This window comes from Amycolatopsis sp. NPDC051903 (assembly GCF_044452505.1).
Lineage (GTDB): Bacteria > Actinomycetota > Actinomycetes > Mycobacteriales > Pseudonocardiaceae > Amycolatopsis.
The window spans coordinates 130,497-147,430 of the sequence record NZ_JBITBT010000006.1 but is presented as its reverse complement, the minus strand read 5'-3'; the positions used below and the strand labels follow the sequence as shown (position 1 = coordinate 147,430).

At 71.0% G+C, this 16,934-nt stretch carries 14 protein-coding genes; 8 read left to right on the top strand and 6 right to left on the bottom strand.

The genetic code is table 11. The features are described from left to right. Positions 1-114 precede the first annotated feature (114 nt). The 6 genes from ACIA77_RS16920 (at position 115) to ACIA77_RS16895 (ending at position 4,302) form a co-directional block, all read left to right on the top strand. Positions 115-627: a PH domain-containing protein gene (locus ACIA77_RS16920; protein ID WP_395886800.1), complete on the top strand. Its 513-nt coding sequence runs from the start codon at positions 115-117 to the stop codon at positions 625-627. Next, on the top strand, positions 624-2,159 hold the full coding sequence (locus ACIA77_RS16915) for a PH domain-containing protein (protein WP_395886799.1): 1,536 nt from the start codon (positions 624-626) through the stop codon (positions 2,157-2,159). The genes ACIA77_RS16920 and ACIA77_RS16915 overlap by 4 nt, the downstream gene beginning before the upstream one ends. Before the next feature lie 193 nt (positions 2,160-2,352). After that, positions 2,353-3,048, top strand: coding sequence for an IclR family transcriptional regulator (locus ACIA77_RS16910; RefSeq protein WP_395886798.1), 696 nt, complete (start codon positions 2,353-2,355; stop codon positions 3,046-3,048). 16 nt (positions 3,049-3,064) lie between these two features. Continuing rightward, positions 3,065-3,559, top strand: coding sequence for a GNAT family N-acetyltransferase (locus ACIA77_RS16905; protein ID WP_395886797.1), 495 nt, complete (start codon positions 3,065-3,067; stop codon positions 3,557-3,559). A 144-nt stretch (positions 3,560-3,703) separates the two neighbouring features. Next, positions 3,704-3,901 carry a hypothetical protein gene (locus tag ACIA77_RS16900; RefSeq protein WP_395886796.1) on the top strand — a complete coding sequence of 66 codons (198 nt, stop codon included), beginning with the start codon at positions 3,704-3,706 and terminating at the stop codon, positions 3,899-3,901. After that, the gene (locus ACIA77_RS16895) at positions 3,880-4,302 is read left to right on the top strand and encodes a VOC family protein (protein ID WP_395886795.1); all 423 of its coding nucleotides are present in this window, start codon (positions 3,880-3,882) and stop codon (positions 4,300-4,302) included. Before ACIA77_RS16900 ends, ACIA77_RS16895 begins: the two co-directional genes overlap by 22 nt. 804 nt (positions 4,303-5,106) lie before the next feature. Here the strand turns inward: ACIA77_RS16895 and ACIA77_RS16890 are convergent. Beyond that, the gene (locus tag ACIA77_RS16890) at positions 5,107-6,363 is read right to left on the bottom strand and encodes an aspartate aminotransferase family protein (RefSeq protein WP_395886794.1); all 1,257 of its coding nucleotides are present in this window, start codon (positions 6,361-6,363) and stop codon (positions 5,107-5,109) included. Positions 6,364-6,389: 26 nt separating this feature from the next. Continuing rightward, entirely contained in the window at positions 6,390-7,568 is a 1,179-nt protein-coding gene (locus ACIA77_RS16885) for a CaiB/BaiF CoA transferase family protein (RefSeq protein ID WP_395886793.1), read from the bottom strand. Between the two features lie 163 nt (positions 7,569-7,731). Between ACIA77_RS16885 and ACIA77_RS16880 the strand changes: the two genes are divergently transcribed. Next, the gene (locus ACIA77_RS16880; protein ID WP_395886792.1) at positions 7,732-9,705 is read left to right on the top strand and encodes an NPCBM/NEW2 domain-containing protein; all 1,974 of its coding nucleotides are present in this window, start codon (positions 7,732-7,734) and stop codon (positions 9,703-9,705) included. A 49-nt stretch (positions 9,706-9,754) separates the two neighbouring features. Continuing rightward, a complete protein-coding gene (locus ACIA77_RS16875) occupies positions 9,755-10,249 on the top strand; it encodes a DUF4231 domain-containing protein (RefSeq protein ID WP_395886791.1) in 495 nt (164 codons plus the stop codon). A 448-nt stretch (positions 10,250-10,697) separates the two neighbouring features. Here the strand turns inward: ACIA77_RS16875 and ACIA77_RS16870 are convergent, their stop codons facing one another. Genes ACIA77_RS16870 through ACIA77_RS16855 form a run of 4 tightly spaced genes read right to left on the bottom strand, consistent with a single transcriptional unit; the run spans position 10,698 to position 16,878 of the window. After that, a complete protein-coding gene (locus tag ACIA77_RS16870) occupies positions 10,698-11,483 on the bottom strand; it encodes an SDR family NAD(P)-dependent oxidoreductase (protein WP_395886790.1) in 786 nt (261 codons plus the stop codon). A gap of 4 nt (positions 11,484-11,487) precedes the next feature. Next, entirely contained in the window at positions 11,488-13,173 is a 1,686-nt protein-coding gene (locus tag ACIA77_RS16865) for a hydantoinase B/oxoprolinase family protein (protein ID WP_395887038.1), read from the bottom strand. Next, complete coding sequence (locus ACIA77_RS16860) at positions 13,167-15,230, bottom strand: hydantoinase/oxoprolinase family protein (protein ID WP_395886789.1); 2,064 nt, start codon at positions 15,228-15,230, stop codon at positions 13,167-13,169. Before ACIA77_RS16860 ends, ACIA77_RS16865 begins: the two co-directional genes overlap by 7 nt. 16 nt (positions 15,231-15,246) lie before the next feature. Next, on the bottom strand, positions 15,247-16,878 hold the full coding sequence (locus ACIA77_RS16855) for a thiamine pyrophosphate-binding protein (RefSeq protein WP_395886788.1): 1,632 nt from the start codon (positions 16,876-16,878) through the stop codon (positions 15,247-15,249). Positions 16,879-16,934: the final 56 nt, after the last annotated feature.

Sequence of the window (16,934 nt, the reverse complement as noted above, 5' to 3'; positions counted from 1 at the left end):
ATTCCATCCCGTGCGCGGCCGAAATAGTAACGCCCCGCACTCGGCGGCCCCCCGGATCGGGGCATCGTGACACTTGTCGTGGCCGCGGTCGCCGCCGTCGGGCACGCTGAGCAGGTGACCGCACAAGAAGCCGCCACGCTGAGCCTCAGCCTTCGGCCACCCGAGCACCGGGTGAGCCGCAAGGCGATCGGCCACTGGACCGCGTCGGCCGCGCTCGGCTGGCTCGTGGTGATCGGTGTCCAGGCCGTGGTGGTGGCCACCAGCGACGACCCGCCGTCGTGGCTCACGGTGACGCTGGTGATCTGCTGCGTGCTCGGCCCGCTGCACCTGCTCGTGATGCCGCAGTGGCGCTACCGCGTGCACCGGTGGGAAGTCACCGGCGAGGCGGTGTACACGCAGTCGGGCTGGCTCAAGCAGGAGTGGCGGATCGCGCCGATCTCGCGGATCCAGACGGTGGACATCGAACGCGGTCCGCTCGAGCAGCTGTTCGGCCTGGCCCGGATCACGGTGACCACGGCGTCGGCGGCGGGCCCGCTGAAGATCTCCGGGCTCGACCACGACCGGGCCGTCGCGCTGGCCGACGAGCTGACCCGCACCACGCAGGCCACCCGGGGTGACGCGACGTGAGCACGGCCGCGCCGGCCCCGCTCACGGCCGCCGAAGGCACGGCGGACGCACCCTGGCACCGGCTCGACCTGCGGATGCTGCTCATCCGGCCCGTGCTCGACCTCCTGCGGTCGCTGCCCGTGCTCGTCGGCGCGCTCGTGCTGGGGTCGGGCAACAGCTGGCAGTGGATCGGGCTCGCGATCACCGCGCTGACGATCGCCACCGGCGTCTCGCACTGCCTGACGTCGCGGTACCGCATCACCGAGACGCAGGTCGAGTGGCGCACCGGGCTGTTGCTGCGCAAGCAGCGCGCCGTGCCGCGCGACCGGATCCGCACCGTCGACGTGGTGTCGGAGCCGAAGCACCGGTTGTTCTCCCTGGCCGCGGTGCGGATCGGCACCGGACGGCATTCGCACGGCCAAGGCCCGGGCAAGGACGAACTCGTGCTCGACGCCGTCACGCGCGACGAGGCGCAACGGCTGCGGACGCTGCTGCTGCACCGGAAACCCGCCGCCGAGTCCGTCGACGCCACCGCGCCGCCGGAGCAGCTCGTGGCCGAGGTGGACAAGCGGTGGCTGCGGTACGCGCCGTTCACGCTGTCCGGCCTCGCGGTCGTCGGCGCGATCCTCGGCACCGTCTACCACTTCGCGCACGAGCTGAACCTCGACCCGGTGCGCTACGGCCCGTTGCGCGACCTCGCGCAGCGCGTCACCGAGGAACCGGTGTGGCTGACCGTGCTCACCGCGGCGGTGGGCCTGCTCGTGCTGGTGTCGGTGCTGTCGGTGGGCGGCTACGTGCTGTCGTTCTGGAACTTCCGGCTCACCCGCGAACCCGGCGGCACGCTGCACATCCGCCGCGGCCTCGTCACCACCCGCTCGGTGTCGATCGAGGAGGACCGGTTGCGGGGCGCCGAGGTCAAGGAACCGTTGCCGCTGCGGCTGGTCGGCGGCGCGAAGGGCGTGGCCGTGGCCGCGGGGCTGCGCGAGGGCAAGGGCGCGGACAAGGGCGGCGGGCTCCTGCTGCCGCCCGCACCGGTCGGGCGCGTGCGCGAAGTCGTGGACGACGCGCTGGGTGAGCGCGTGGCGGACGTGCCGCTCGTGCGGCACCCGCGGCAGGCGCTCAACCGGCGGATCACGCGGGCGCTGACGAGCGTGCTCGTCCCGGCGGCGGCCCTGTTCCTGCTGGCGCACACCGGGGTGCTGCCGAACTGGCCGTGGCAGGTGGCGCTGGCGCTCGTGCCGGTCGCGGCGCTCGTCGGCTGGGACCGCTACCGCACGCTGGGCCACGCGCTGACCGGTCGCTACCTCGTGACGCGCTCGGGGTCGCTGGCGCGCCAGACGGTGGCCGTGCGCCGCGACGGGCTCACGGGGATCGTTGTGGAGCGCTCGTGGTTCCAGCGGCGCGCGGGGCTCGTGACGGTGGTGGCGCCGATCGCGGCGGGCCGCGGGCGCTACCACGTGGTGGACGTCGGCGAGAGCGCCGGCCTGGAACTCGCCGACGCGACGGCGCCGGGACTGCTCACGCCGTTCCTCGTCCGGCGCGCCGCCGAATAAACCGCGGTGATCCTTTCCCGGAATTCGACTTCCGCGATTGTCGCGGCGCTGTGGTAATTTACTCACCTGTCGTGTTCTGAGCCGCCGCAGACCACGAAGAGGGTTTCGAATGCCGCGTTCCACGCCCTCCGGGGAATCAGCCGCCGCGCCGCGCCGAACAGCCGGCACGAGCAGTTCGCGCAAGGTTCTCCAAGTGCTGCTCGCGTTTTCCGAGCACCGCTGGGAGGCGAGCGTCGCCGAGCTGGCCGAGGTGATCGGCAGCCCGGTCGCCACCACGTACCGGTACGTGCAGCTGCTCAAGGAACTGCAGCTGCTCGAGGAAGCCCGGTCGGGGCGCTACCACGTGACGAGCCAGGTGATGCCCCTCGCGCGGGCCGCGCGGCTGGCCAACGACCTCGCGCGCCTCGCCCGGCCCACCATGGAGGAGGCCGCGCGCGAGCTCGGCGAGACGATCCTGCTGTTCCAGCACTTCGGTGACCTGGCGGTCTGCACCGATCGAGTCGAGTGCGACCGCGCGATGCGGTTCACGTTCCAGCCCGGCCACTCGATCCCGCTCGGCGCGGGCGCGACCGGCAAGATGCTGCTCGCGCTGCTGCCCGACGGGGAGCGCGAGCAGCTCGTCGCGGACATCGCGCGCGAGCACGGCGTCGAGGTTCGGGAAGAGCTGAAGCACGCGCTCGCGAACCGCTACGCGCAGAGCTGGGGCGAGATCGAGGACGGTGTGTGGGCGTGCTCGGTGCCGCTCGAGACCGGCCGGCCGCGCCCGGCGGTGCTCTCGCTCGTCGGCCCTGCGGCGCGCATCAGCGAAGACGCCCGGCGCGAGGCCATCGACGCGTTGCAGCTGTATGCCGAACGGATCCGAAAAGCAGTTACGTCCTATTCGCTGTAGCCGGTAGGAATGACGGGTGATCCGACTCGCCCGCGCCGCCGAGCTGGCCGCCTTGCGCGAACTCGAACGCGCCGCCGGCACGCCGTTCCGCGACGTCGGCATGGCGGAGATCGCGGACGACGAACCGTTCACCGTGGCGCAGCTGCGGCCGTACCAGGAGGACGGCCGGTGCTGGGTCGCCGCGCCTTCCGGTGCGCCCGTGGCGTACCTGGTCGCGGACGTCGTCGACGGCAACGGGCACGTGGAGCAGGTGTCGGTGCTGCCGTCGCACGCGCACCGCGGACTCGGCCGTCAGCTGATCGACGCGGCGGGCGCGTGGGCTGCTTCGCGGGGCCTGCCGGCGCTGACGCTGACGACGTTCCGCGACGTGCCGTGGAACGCCCCGTACTACGCGCGGCTCGGCTTCCGGGAGCTGCCGCCGGCGGCCTGGGGCCCCGAACTGCGGGCGATCCGGGCGCACGAGGCCGCGCACGGCCTGGACCGCTGGCCGCGGGTCGCGATGATCCGCTGAGCTGCACCGTTACCCACCCGAGGGACTTGCGTCGCTCAGGCGGGGGACCCGATTTGCGGGCTGATTCGAACACGTGTTCTACTGGGTGAGCCGGCCCCGGAGGGGGAAGCTCCGAGGGCCGGCACCGAGTCTTCTGGAGGCAGCGTGGCAGTCAAGATCACCCACCACACCAACGGCCAGCAGGTCCGGTTCGCCAACGCCGACGGCGCCCGCCGCTACGCCGAAATCATGGGCGGCGGCGTCGACAAGTGGGACTTCACCGACGTCACCGGCGAGCCCGAGTTGCCGAAAATGTCGGGGTCGGTGGTTAACGTGCCGGTATGGCGTATGACTTCCAAGTGACCGTGGACTCCATGAACCCCCACGCCCAGGCCGACTGGTGGGCCGAGACGCTCGGCTGGACCGTCGAACCCAGCGACGAGGCCTTCATCCGCGAGATGATCGCCAAGGGGTACGCGAAGGAGTCCGACACCACCGAGCACAACGGCGCCCTCGTGTGGCGCGAAGGCGCGGCGATCTCCCACTCGGAGACCTCGCGGAGAGTGCTGTTCCAACTCGTACCCGAGGGCAAGACGGTGAAGAACCGCCTCCACTTCGACGTCCGCGTCGGCGCGGACCAGATGGAGGCGGAAGTCGAGAAAGCCCTCGCCCGAGGAGCGAAGTTCCTGCACCGGGGCAGCCAGGGCCCGAATCGATGGGTGACGGTGGCGGATCCGGAGGGGAATGAGTTTTGTATCGGGTGAGGGATTGGGGCTTTTGGGGTGATTGCTGATTTGTGGTGCTTGTGAGATGTGTTGTGGGGGTTGATTTTTGAGGCCTCGTGGGGCGTGGTGCGGAGGGTGACTTTTTCGGCGCTCGCGGGGGCGTGTTGTGGGGGTTGATTTTGAGGTCTCGCGGGGCGCGTGTTGCCAGGGGCTGATTTTTGAGGCCTCGCGGGGCGCGTTGCGGGCCGGCGAGGGTTTTTAGGGTCCTCGCAGGGCGTGTTGCGTGGGGGCCACCCCGATCCTTGAGTGTCACTACGGTGGAAAGCGGGGATCGAGGTGCAGGGCGGGGACTGGGTAGCCCCTGGTGAGTTGCGGTGCTGTGGTCATTGGTCCGGGGTTCGTAACGGCCAGTGCAAGCAATGCCTCAGACGAGGGCCGACCTCTGCAAAACCCTCACCCAAAGATCCACCAGGGAGCCAACGCTGCGCTCCGCGCAGCAAGGCTCCCCGTCACGCCACCCAACCACATCACCAACGCGTCGCCCCCCTACGTGGAGCACCCACACCCCTCCCAGCCACCTCGATCCCCGCCTTCCACGCGGTCTGGAGCACTTTGTCAAGGCACGCTTTCCAGCCTTGACAAAGTGCTCCAGACCGTCGTGACAATCAAGGATCGGGGTGACCCACGCGAGACGCCCTGCGAGGCGGCAACAAGCAACACGCCCCGCGAGGTCAACCCCCGCAAGCCGCCCCCGCGAGGTCAACCCACGCAACACGCCCTACACAAGGCGCCCACCCACCACCCCGCGAACACCAACAACCCTACAAACCACCCCTGAAAACCTCAGCCCACCAACTTCCCCAACGCCTTCACAACCGCCTCACCCAACAAATCCAACTCCGCATCCCCAGCCACCAACGGCGGCGAAACCACAATCCCCTTCCCCACCGGCCGCACCAGCACCCCTTCATCCCGCATCAGCCGTTGCAGCTTCCCCGGAGCCCCAGGATCCGCGGCCAGCACGTCCGCACCCAACTCCACCGCGGCGAGGAACCCGAGCCCAGCCCGAACCTCCCGGACCGCCGGATGCCCGACCGCCCCGGACAACGCGTCCGCCAACGGCTTCTCCAACTCGCGGCCGCGCGGGATCAAGCCGTCCTTCTCGTAGATGTCCAGCGTCGCCAGCGAAGCCGCGCAAGCGACGGGATGGCCCGAGTACGTCGGGCCGTGGCGTAGCACCGGAGCCCCCGGGGAGCCGGTGAAGAACGGGGCCGCGACTTCCGGCGACACCAGCAGTGCGGCCAACGGGATGGTGCCGCCCGTGATGCCCTTCGCGGTGGTGATCATGTCCGGGCGCACGGTCCACCGGTCGATGCCGAACCAGGTACCGAGGCGCCCGAAGGCGGCGATGACGCAGTCGGCCACGAAGAGCACGCCGTGGCGGTGGCAGACCTCCACCGCGGCCTCGATGTAGCCCTCCGGCGGCAGCAGCACGCCGCCGGCGCCGATCACCGGCTCGCAGAAGAACGCGGCGACCCGGTCGGCGCCGACGCGCAGGATTTCCGCTTCCAGAGCCTCGGCGCTGTCGTAGGCGACGTGGGAGAAGCCCGAAGCCATCGGCCCGAAACCCTCGGCGTTCACGGGGATCCCGCCGACCGCGGTGCCGAAGCCGTGGGTGCCGTGGTAGCCCTGCGTGCGGCCGATCACGTGGACCTTGTCCGGCTGTCCAGTGTGGACGAAGTGGGCCCGCGCGATCTTCACCGCGGTGTCCACGACGTCGCCGCCGCCGGAGCCGAGGAAGATCTTGCCGTCGTCGAACGGCGCCAGGTCCGCGAGCCGGGTGGCGAGCTCCAGCGCCGGCTCGTTCGCGTAGTAGCCGAACAGGTTGTACGAATCCAGCTTCTCCAGCTGCGCCGTCACCGCCTTCGTGATCTCCGGGCGCCCGTGGCCGAAGTTCGCGTACCACAGCGAAGCCGTGGCGTCGAAGTAGCGGCGGCCACCGTCGTCCCAGACGTACGAGCCCTTGCCCCGGGTGATCACGAACCGGTCGCCATCGACGGCGCCCATGTCCGCGAACGGGTGCCACAGCGGGTTGTGCATTTGTCCTCCTTCTGCCACAACGGGATTCACGCCAGGAACTCCTCGATCTCCGGCTCCGAGTACCCCAGCTCGGCCAGCACCTCCGCCGTGTGCTGGCCCAGCACGGGCGGCGGCGACGTCGGCCGCGGCTGAGTTCCCGAAGCCTTCACCGGAAAACCGGTGCCGAGGTACGTGCCGATCGTCGGGTGCGGCAGGCGCACGACCTGGTCGCGCGCGGCCGTCCACGGGTCGGCGTACACGTCGTCGATGTCGTTGATCGGCGCGGCCGGGATGCTCGCCTCGTCGAAGACCTTCATCCAGTCGTCGACGGTGCGCGTCACCAGCACCTCACCCAGCAGCGCGTTGAGCTCGTCGCGGTGCTCCGCCCGGGCCGCGTTGGTCGAAAACCGCGGGTCTTCCGCGAGGTCGAGCCCCAGCACGCGGCACAACACGCGCCACAGCTTCTCGCTGCCGACCGCGATGATCAGCCAGCCGTCGGACACATGGTACGCCTGGTAAGGAACGATGCTCGGGTGCGCCGACCCCATCCGGCGCGGCCGCGGCTTGTCGTAGAAGTGCGCGCCGGCGGTGTAGATGTGCCACGCGAGCTGTGCGTCGAGCAGGGAGACGTCGAGGTACTGGCCGCGGCCGGTCTGGTGCCGGGCTTGCAGCGCCATCAGCACGCCGATGATCGCCCACGTGCCCGCGTTGAGGTCGGCGACGGGCAGGCCGACCTTCGCGGGCGCGCCGTCGGGCTCGCCCGTCAGCCCCATCACGCCGCCGAGCGCCTGCGCGACCAGGTCGTAACCCGGCCGGTCGCGGTAGGGCCCGGTCTGCCCGAAGCCCGTGATCGACACGTGGATCAGCCGCGGGTTGAGCTCCGCCAGCTCGGCGTACGAGAGCCCCCACTTCTCCAGCGTGCCGGGGCGGAAGTTCTCGACGAGCACGTCGGCGCCGGCCACGAGCCGGCGCACGGCGTCGCGGCCGCGCTCGGACTTGAGGTCGAGCACGATCCCGCGCTTGTTCCGGTTGGCGGCGAGGAAGTACACGGCTTCGTCGCCGACGAACGGCGGGCCCCACAGGCGCGTGTCGTCACCGTGTCCCGGCGGCTCGACCTTCACGACGTCGGCACCCATCTCGCCGAGGTACTGCGTGCAGTACGGCCCCGCCAGGATCCGGGAGAGGTCGACGACCTTGATGCCGTCGAGCGGGCGGACCTCGGGCATGGGCGGCTCCTGGGGCGTCGTTGCGGACCTGTGCCTCCTTTCTACCTCCCGGGGAACGGATTACCTACCAACGGCCCATTGACGTGAAGCGTTCACTCCTGTTGATTTTTGAGTGAGTCTGTGCCGCTTTGGGTAGTTCAGTTGCGCACTCCTGGAGGAACCTATGCGTCGCCTTGTGGGCCTGGCGGGAGCTGTCTTCCTGGCCACCGCCCTCGTCACCGCGCCGGCCGCGACCGCCGCTGCTGCCCCGGCGCCCGCGCCGTTCGCCGCGCAGCAGGAAGCCGGCGCGCTGCCGCCGATGGGCTGGAACAGCTGGAACAAGTTCGGCTGCAACATCAACGAGGAGCTCATCCGCGAGACCGCCGACGCGATCGTCACCAGCGGGCTCCGCGACGCCGGCTACCAGTACGTGAACATCGACGACTGCTGGGCCGAGCAGAACCGCAACGCCGAAGGGAAGTTCGAGCCCAACCACGAGCGCTTCCCCAGCGGCATCAAGGCACTGGCCGATTACGTGCACGCCAAGGGCCTCAAACTCGGCATCTACACCAGCGCCGGCACGCAGACCTGCGCGAAGACCATGCCCGGCGCGCTCGACCACGAGGACGTGGACGCGCAGACGTTCGCCGACTGGGGCGTCGACTACCTCAAGTACGACAACTGCAACAACGAGAACCGCCCCGCGATCGAGCGCTACACGAAGATGGGCGACGCGATCAAGAAGACCGGCCGCCCCATGATCTACGCGCTGTGCGAGTGGGGCGAGAACCAGCCGTGGCTGTGGGGCAAGACCGCGGGCGCGCAGCTGTGGCGCACCACCGGTGACATCAGCGACAACTGGACCAGCATGACCGGCATCCTCGACCAGCAGGTCGGGCTCGAGAAGTACTCCGGCCCCGGCGGCTGGAACGACCCGGACATGCTCGAAGTCGGCAACGGGGGCATGACCGACGCCGAGTACCGCTCGCACTTCGCGCTCTGGTCGCTGATGAACGCGCCGCTGCTGGCGGGCAACGACATCCGCTCGATGCCCGCCGCCACGAAGAACATCCTGGCCAACCGCGACCTCGTCGCGCTCGACCAGGACTGGGCCGGCGTGCAGGGGCACAAGGTCCGCGACGACGGTGACACCGAGGTGTGGGCGAAGCCGATGTCCGACGGGTCCGCGGCTGTGGTGCTGTTCAACCGCGGCGTTTCGGCCGTGTCGATGGCCGGCAGTGCTGCCGAACTCGGCCTTTCGGGCCGGGACTTCCGGCTGCGCGACCTGTGGACCGGTGCCGAGACGGAGACCACCGGCGCGGTGCGCGCAACGGTGCCGAGCCACGGGTCGGCGGTGTTCCGCGTGTGGCCGGCGAAGTTCCCCACCGCAGCGCCGGCCGCGACGTTCTCGCTCGACGCCGGGTCGTACTTCCCCGCCGGGAAACCGTTCACCGCTCACCTGAAGCTGGTCAACGACGGCAGCACGCCGCTCGCCGCGGCCCGGGTGAAGCTGTCGGCGCCGGCCGGCTGGCCGGTCGACGGCCGGGGTGACGTCGTGGTGCCGGCCGTCGGTGCCGGGAAGTCGTGGGCGCGCGACGTGACGGTGAAACCGGTGCAGCCCGGTGACACCGTGGCGATGTCGGCCCAGGTGTCGTACGTGACGGCGTGGGGCCGGCGGACGTTGTCGGCGGACGCGAGCGGACCGGTCGTGAAGCCGTTCGCACCCGGCGTGACGCCGATGTCGAAGGCGCCGTTCCTGCTGACGGAAAACGGCTGGGGACCGGTCGAGCGCGGCACCAGCAACGGGGAGAACCAGGCCGGCGACGGGAATCCGATCACGATCAACGGGCAGGTCCACGCGGACGGCCTCGGCGCGCACGCGCCGTCGCTGGTGCGGGTCTACCTCGGTGGCGGGTGCCAGTCGTTCCACTCCGTGGTCGGCCTCGACGACGAGTTCGCCACGGGCAGCGTCACGTTCGAGGTGCACGGCGACGGGAAAACGCTGGCGTCGACCGACGTGTTCCGGCACGGGTCGGCCGCGCAGACGCTGGACGTGCCGCTGGCCGGCGTCCAGGTGCTGGACCTCGTCGTCACCGACGGCGGCGACGGCAACAACACCGACCACGCCGACTGGGCGGACGCCGCGGTCACCTGCTGAGTTGGCCCGAACCATTCCCACGCGCGGCTCATCCGCGTGAGAATGCGGTATGGGCTTGACGGAGGCCGTGCCGGCCGAGCACTGGATGGTGACCGGAACACGGGGCGGCAAGCCCCTGCCGGAAGTGGTGGTGCGGCGGTGGGTGTGGTTCTGCGACCACGCCCGCCGCAGCCGCATCCACTACGTGACGACGGAGTTCGTCGGCGTCGTGTGCGCGGCCGCCGTGCCCGTCTTCGCGGCCCTGCGCTGGGACGTGGCCTTCACCGCCATCGCCGGCGCCCTCGTCCTGATCGCCACCACCATCCGGACGGTACTCGGCTTCCACGACGACTGGATCGAATACGTGCGCCTGCGCTTCGCCCTCGAACGCGACGCCACCGCGTACCTGTACCGGATCGCCCCGTACGACAAATCCGACGACGACGCTGAACGGCTCCTGGTCACCCGGCACGACGAACTGGGAGCGGAGTTGCGGGCGAGCTGGTTCGCGCGGCGGAAACAGCTGGTCACCAGCACCCAGCCAAAACCCGGACCGGAGGCATGACCCACACACCCACCCGACCACACACCGAGCACCCACCCACCCAAGGCGACGCACCACACATACGACACCGCCGCCCGACCACCCAACAAAGGATGCACCCAGCCCCTGCCGCGCACCCCGAACGACGGCCCACCACACGCATACGCAACCGCCGCCTGACAGACCCACAAAGGATGCACCCAGCCCCTGCCGCGCGCCCCGAACGACGGCCCACCACACGCACACGACACCGCCGCCGAACTAGGCAACCAAGGATGCACCCAGCCCCTGCCCGGCACCTCGATCCGAAGCTTCCACACGGCCGCCGACCCCGTGTCAAGGCACGCTTTCCCGCCTTGACACGGGGTCAGCGGCCGTAGTCACACTCAAGCTTCGGGGTGCCTACGCACCGCAACACGCCCCCGCGCAGGACCGCATCCCCACCACAGACCACCGCAAGGGACACCCCTCACCCCACACCCAAGTCAAAATCGAGGCTGTACCGATTCGACGGCATCGCACCCGCCGCCTTCCCCCCGTCCACCGGCACCGCGGCACCATTGATGAAGCGGGATTCGTCAGTGGCCAAGAAAAGAATCGCCTTCGCGACCTCGACCGCCTCGCCGACCCGCGCAGCCGGAGTACTAGCCACCAGCTGATGCTGCTTCGCCTCGAAGTCGGCCGGGGAGGCGAGGGTGGAGCGGAGCATGTCGGTGTCGATGGCGCCCGGGTTGACGGTGTTGGCGCGGATGCCCTGGTGGGCGTGGGCCACGGCGAGTGACTTGGTGAGGCCGACCAAGGCGTGTTTGGTCGCGTTGTACACCGGGTCGGCGGGGCGGCCCATCAGGCCGCCGTTGGATGAAGTGGTGATGATGCTGCCCGAACGCTGCGCGAGCATGTGCGGCAGCACGGCGCGCGTGCCCAAGAACGCTGCGCGGACGTTGACGGCGAAGATGGCGTCGAAGTCCGCCAGGGTCGTTTCGGTCAGGGGTTTGGCGAGGTGGCTGCCGACGTTGTTCACCAGCACGTCGATGCGGCCCGCGTCTTCGACGACGCGCGTGACGAACTCCGCGACCTGGGTTTCATCCGTGGCGTCGACGAGGGAGTGCCGGTAGCCGTCGACGGATTCGGCGGGTGGGCGGATGTCGCTCGCGAAGACCGTGGCGCCTTCGGCGAGGAACTCCTTCACCGTGGCGAGGCCGATGCCCCGCGCGCCCCCGAAGATCACCGCGACCTTGCCGGCCAAGCGACCCATGACGTCAGTCCCTCCCTCTCAGCTCGGCCACCTCGTAGTCCTCGGGCAGCCTGACCAGCGCGTCCGGCGCGCCCGTGTAGCGCACCACCACGCCGTACACGGCTTCCGCCGCGTCGACGGAAACGTACCCCGCGACCACGTCCGCCAGCACGTCCGCCACGGGGCGCCGCCGGGGGTCGCCGTAGCCGCCGCCACCCGGCAGCACCACGTCGACCTCAGCAGCGGGGTCGAGCGGGACGCGGCTCTTGGCGGGCAGCTCGGGCCCGTCGACGAGGCCGAAGCGGCCCGGCGCGCCGGCGAGCCCACCGTCCACACCAGACGCGGCCGCGCGCACGCGGTCGATGTTCCCGTTGACGCTCCACGAGATCCCGCCGCGGGTGCTCATCGTCGTGCGCTGGCCCAGGCCGCCGCGGAACCGGCCGGCGCCGCCGGAGTCGGCGCGCAGCTCGCGCACGCCCTGCACGAGGGGTGCGCCCGTTTCGATCACCTCGGTGGGCGTCGAGCGCAGTCCGCTCGGGAAGCCGGTCGTCGACAGGCCGTCGCGCGAGGACCGCGCGCCCATGCCGCCGGTCTGGAACACCGTGGACATGAACCCGGCGCCGCGCCAGATCGTCATCCACAGCGCGTCGGCGCTGGGCGCGACCGGGCGGCCCGGCAGGGCGCCGATCAGCAGCGACGGCAGGAAGTGCCCGATCAGGTGCCGCGACGCGACGGGCGCGGGCGGCAGGCAGTTGAGCACCGAGCCCTCCGGCGCCGTCACGTGCACCGGGCGGAACGAACCCGCGTTGTGCGGCACCTCGGGCGAAATCGCGGCCTTCACGGCGAACGACGCGTACGCCCGCGTGTAGTTCAGCACCACGTTGATCCCGCGCCGGCTCTGCGGCGACGAACCCGCGAAGTCGACGTGGATCTCGTCGCCCGCCACCGTGACGGCTGCGCGCAGTACGACGGGTTCGTCGTCGAAGCCGTCGGTGACGAGTTCGTTGCGGTAGACGCCGTCGGGCAGCGCGGTGATCGCGTCGCGCAGGGCGCGTTCGGAGCGGTTCATGATCTCGGCGGCGACGTCGTCGAGCGAGTCCAGGCCGAACTCCGCCAGCAGCCGCACCAGGCTCGCCGCGCCCACGTCGTTGCCGGCGATCTGCGCGTAGAGGTCCCCGATCGTCTCCTCCGGCGTGCGCACGTTGGCGCGGATCAGCCGTTCGAGGTCGGTGTTCACCTCGCCGGCGCGGAGGAACTTCATGATCGGCAGCCGCAAGCCCTCTTCGAAAACCTCCGTCGCGTCCGCCGACACCAGGCGGCCGCCGATGTCCGGCGCGTGGCAGCACGACGCGAACCACGCGACGAGCCGGCCGCCCGCGAACACCGGCGTCGCGACCGTGATGTCGTTGATCTGCCCGGCCGTCTGCCAGGGGTCGTTGGTGAGCAGCACGTCGCCGGGCTCGAGCGTGTCCGGCGGGTACTCGGCGACGAAGTGGCGCAGGCCGGTGGCCATCGCGTTGATGTGGCCCGGTGTGCCGCCGGTCGACTGGCCGATCATCTCGCCGCGCGAGTCGAACACGGCGCAGGCGAGGTCGAGCGATTCCCGCACCACGGCGGAGAACGCGGTGTTGACCAGCGCGTTCTGCTGCTCGGCGAGGATCGAGTGCAGCCGGTTGCCGAGCACGCCCACGAGGATCGGGTCGGTCACCAGCTCACCTCCAGGCTCGCGTCGGCGCGCACCACGCAGCGCGCGGCGGGCGGGACGACCACTGTGGACTCGCGTTCCTGCACGATCGCCGGGCCGTCGACCTGGTCACCCGGCCGCAGCCGGTAGCGGTCGACCACCGTCGTGTCGACAAATCCACCCGCGTCCGGGAAGTACGCCGGCCGCGTGCCCCCACGCCAGGAACCGGACGCGGATTCCTTGAGCCGCAACGAAACCTCGGGCGCCGGCGCCGACGACACCACGCGCCAGTTCAGCACCTCCACCGCCACGGGCGGGCCGCTGCGGCGGTACAGCGAGCGGTAGCCGTCGGTGAAGTCCGCGATCAGCGCGTCCGGCCAGGTACCGGCGGTCGCGCGAACCGGAACGCGGATCTCGTAACCCTGCCCGGCGTAGCGCATCTCGGCGACCCGCGCGTGCGTCGCACCCGCACCGTCCACACCGGACTCCCGCAGCAGCGCCGCGCCCTCGGCCTCCATCTCGGCGAACAGCGCGTCGACGTCCGCCCACGACAGGTCCAGCACCGCCGCGCGCGCCGAGCGCACGAAGTCGAACGCCAGCGGGGCCGTCAGGAAACCCAGCGCACTCAGCACCCCCGCCGCGGGCGGAGCCACGACGGTCGGCGCACCCAGCGCCCGCGCGACACCCGCGCCGTGCACCGGACCCGCGCCGCCGAACGTGTACATCGGCAGCTTCGCCGGGTCCTTGCCCCGCTCGACGGCGTGCACGCGCGCGGCGTTGGCCATGTCCTCGTTGACGCTCGTGTGGATGCCCCACGCCGCTTCCTCGACGCCGACACCCAGCGGTTCGGCGATCTTCGAGCGCACGGCTTCGCGCGCGGCCTCGACGTCCAGCGCCATGCCACCGCCGAGGAAGTACGCGGGGTCGAGGTACCCGAGCAGCAGGTCGGCGTCGGTCACCGTCGGCTCGGTGCCACCGCGGCCGTAGCACACCGGGCCCGGCTCGGACCCGGCCGAATCGGGCCCGACGGTGAGCAGCCCCAACGAGTTCACGCGCGCGATCGAGCCGCCGCCGACGCCGATCTCGATCATGTCCGTCACCGGCACCTTCACCGGCAGGCCCGAACCGGGCAGCAGCCGGTACTCGCGGCCGACCTCGAACTCGTGCGTCACGAGCGGCGCGCCGTCGGCGACCAGGCAGAGCTTCGCCGTGGTGCCGCCCATGTCGAACGCCAGCAGATCGGGCTCGCCGGCCCCGGTGCCGAACGCCGTGGCCGCGAGCGCGCCGCCCGCCGGGCCGGATTCGAGGATGCGGATCGGGTACTTGCCCGCGGTCTCGACCGTCGCGATCCCGCCGTGGGACAGCATGATGTGCGGCGCGGGCCGCACGCCGAGGTCGTGCAGCCGGCGGGCCAGGTCGGCGAGGTAGCGCTGGGCGAGGTCCTGCACGTAGACGTTCGCGACCGTCGTCGACGTCCGTTCGAACTCGCGGATCTCGGGCACGACGTCGGACGAGAGCGCCACCCGCAGCCGCGGCGCCACGCGCGCGAGCACCTCCGCCGCGCGCCGCTCGTGACCGGGATCGGTGAAGGAGTGCAGGAAGCACACCGCGACCGCGTCGATGCCGCGCGCGTCGAGCTCGCGGCCCAGGCGCGCGACGTAGTCCTCGTCGAGTCGCGTGTGGACGGTGCCGTCGGCCAGGATCCGCTCCGGCACGTCGAAGCGCAGGTACCTCGGCACGAGCGGTTCGGGTAGTTCGAGGCGCAGGTCGTAGAGCTCGTACCGGTGTTCGCGGCGCATCTCGAGCACGTCGCGGAAGCCCGCCGTGGCCAGCAGGGCCGTGCGGGCGCCCTTGCGTTCGATGAGCGCGTTGGTGACGAGCGTGGTGCCGTGCACGAGCTGCTCGACGTCGCCGAAGTCCAAGCCGGCGCGCGAGAACACCTCCACGAGCCCTTCGGCGACCGCGCGGGCCGGCTCGCGGTGGGTCGTGAGGACCTTGCCGACCGCGACGACCCCGGCCGCGTCGAGCACCGACAGGTCCGTGAACGTGCCGCCGATGTCGACCCCGACCCGCAGCCCCGTCATCAGCACAGCCCCGTCATCAGCGCGGCTTCCGCGGCCACCGCGGCGACGTGTTCACCGGCGGCTTCAGCTTCGCCCGCACCACCAGCACGTTGGGCTCGTCGGACTCGATGAACTCGCTCAGCAGCCGCCGGAACGCCCGCCCGAACCCGGACACGCGATCGGCGTGCACCCCGAACGACCGCGCCAGGCCCACGAAGTCCGGGCTGTCCCAGTCGACGCCGCGGTGCGGCAGGCCCTCTTGATCTTGGTCGAAGCGCAACATGCCGTAACCGCCGTCGTCCACGACCACGACGGTCACCGGCAGCTGCTCCTCGGCGAGCGTCGCGAGATCGCCCACGGCGTAGAGGAAACCGCCGTCACCGGTCACGCACACGACCCGGCCGGAACCGGTTGCGGCGGCGCCGAGCGACGCGGGGAAACCGTAGCCGAGCGTGCCCCAGCCCATGGGGTACGCGAGCTTGCGCGGCGCGCGCACGCGGTGGAAGCCGCCGATCCAGTACCCGGCCACGCACATGTCCGTGACCAGCATCGACGGCTCCGGGACCACCTCCTCCAAAGTGGACAGGAAGTCGGCGGCCTGCGGTTCCTCGGTGCGGATGCGCCGGCGCACGCGGCGGCCGATCGAGGCCAGCCGCACGGTCAGGTCCTCGAGCCCGGGCCGGCTCACCGGGCGCAGCGACTCGACGACGCGACGGGCGTCGCCGACCAAGGTGATGTCCGGTTTGTAGTTCTTCGCCGCGTCGAAGGCGTCCACGTTGATCGCGACGAGCTTCGGCGGTGCCGGCATGAGCCAGTTCTGCGTCATCAGGCCGTCGAAATCGGTGCCGATCGCGAGCACCACGTCGGCCTCGTCCCACAGCTCGCCGACTTCCGGCGTGTGCACCGGATTCGGGGCCAGGCAAGGGTGATCGACCGGCAGCAGCCCGCGCGCGGCGAACGTCGTGACCACCGGCGCGGCCAGCCGCTCGGCCAGCTTGCCGATCGCCTCACCCGCGTCGGCGCGCAAGGCGCCGCCGCCGGCCCAGATCAGCGGGCGCTTCGCGGACGACAGGAGATCCGCGGCGCGCGCGAGGTCCGGCAGGTCGAGCACGCGCTCGGCCGGCGGGGCAGGTGGTTCGCGCGGCGGCGTCGTTTCGCGCAGGTAGTCGGTGGGGATGCCGAGGTACACCGGGCCGGTCTGCGGCATCAGCGCGAGCCGCGCCGCGCGGTGCACGGTGGTGCCGATCTGGTCGGCGCGGTGCACCGTGAACCCGGCTTTCGTAACGGGCGCGAACATCGCCTGCTGATCGGACGTCTCGTGCAGCACCCCGCGCACGACGCCCGGACGTTTCAGCGTGGACGGGATGTCGGTGGCGACCACGAGCACGGGCGCGGCCGAAGCCATCGCCTCCCCCACGGCGCCGAGCGTGTTCGCCGCGCCGGGCCCGGTCGTCACGAGCGCGACGCCGAGTTTCCCCGTGGCACGGGCATAACCGTCGGCCGCATACCCCGCGGTCTGTTCGTGCCGGACACCGACGACGCGGATCCCCGTGTCCGCCAACGCCTCCCACAGCGGCAGGTTGTGCACACCGGGAAGCCCGAACACGACTTCGGTCCCGAGTGCCTTCAGCGCGTCGCCCAGATGCTGAGCACCAGTCCGTCCTGCCACGGCTGCCACTGTATCCACAGGGCGGAAAGCACTGCACGCTCGTCACCGGACACCGT

What these genes read in the sequence shown, in the direction of transcription:
- ACIA77_RS16870 (WP_395886790.1), bottom strand. Translation starts at nt 11,483, where the DNA reads ATGGGTCGCTTGGCCGGCAAGGTCGCGGTGATCTTCGGGGGCGCGCGG.
- ACIA77_RS16890 (WP_395886794.1), bottom strand. Translation starts at nt 6,363, where the DNA reads ATGCACAACCCGCTGTGGCACCCGTTCGCGGACATGGGCGCCGTCGAT.
- ACIA77_RS16875 (WP_395886791.1), top strand. Translation starts at nt 9,755, where the DNA reads ATGGGCTTGACGGAGGCCGTGCCGGCCGAGCACTGGATGGTGACCGGA.
- ACIA77_RS16895 (WP_395886795.1), top strand. Translation starts at nt 3,880, where the DNA reads ATGGCGTATGACTTCCAAGTGACCGTGGACTCCATGAACCCCCACGCC.
- ACIA77_RS16860 (WP_395886789.1), bottom strand. Translation starts at nt 15,230, where the DNA reads ATGACGGGGCTGCGGGTCGGGGTCGACATCGGCGGCACGTTCACGGAC.
- ACIA77_RS16880 (WP_395886792.1), top strand. Translation starts at nt 7,732, where the DNA reads ATGCGTCGCCTTGTGGGCCTGGCGGGAGCTGTCTTCCTGGCCACCGCC.
- ACIA77_RS16885 (WP_395886793.1), bottom strand. Translation starts at nt 7,568, where the DNA reads ATGCCCGAGGTCCGCCCGCTCGACGGCATCAAGGTCGTCGACCTCTCC.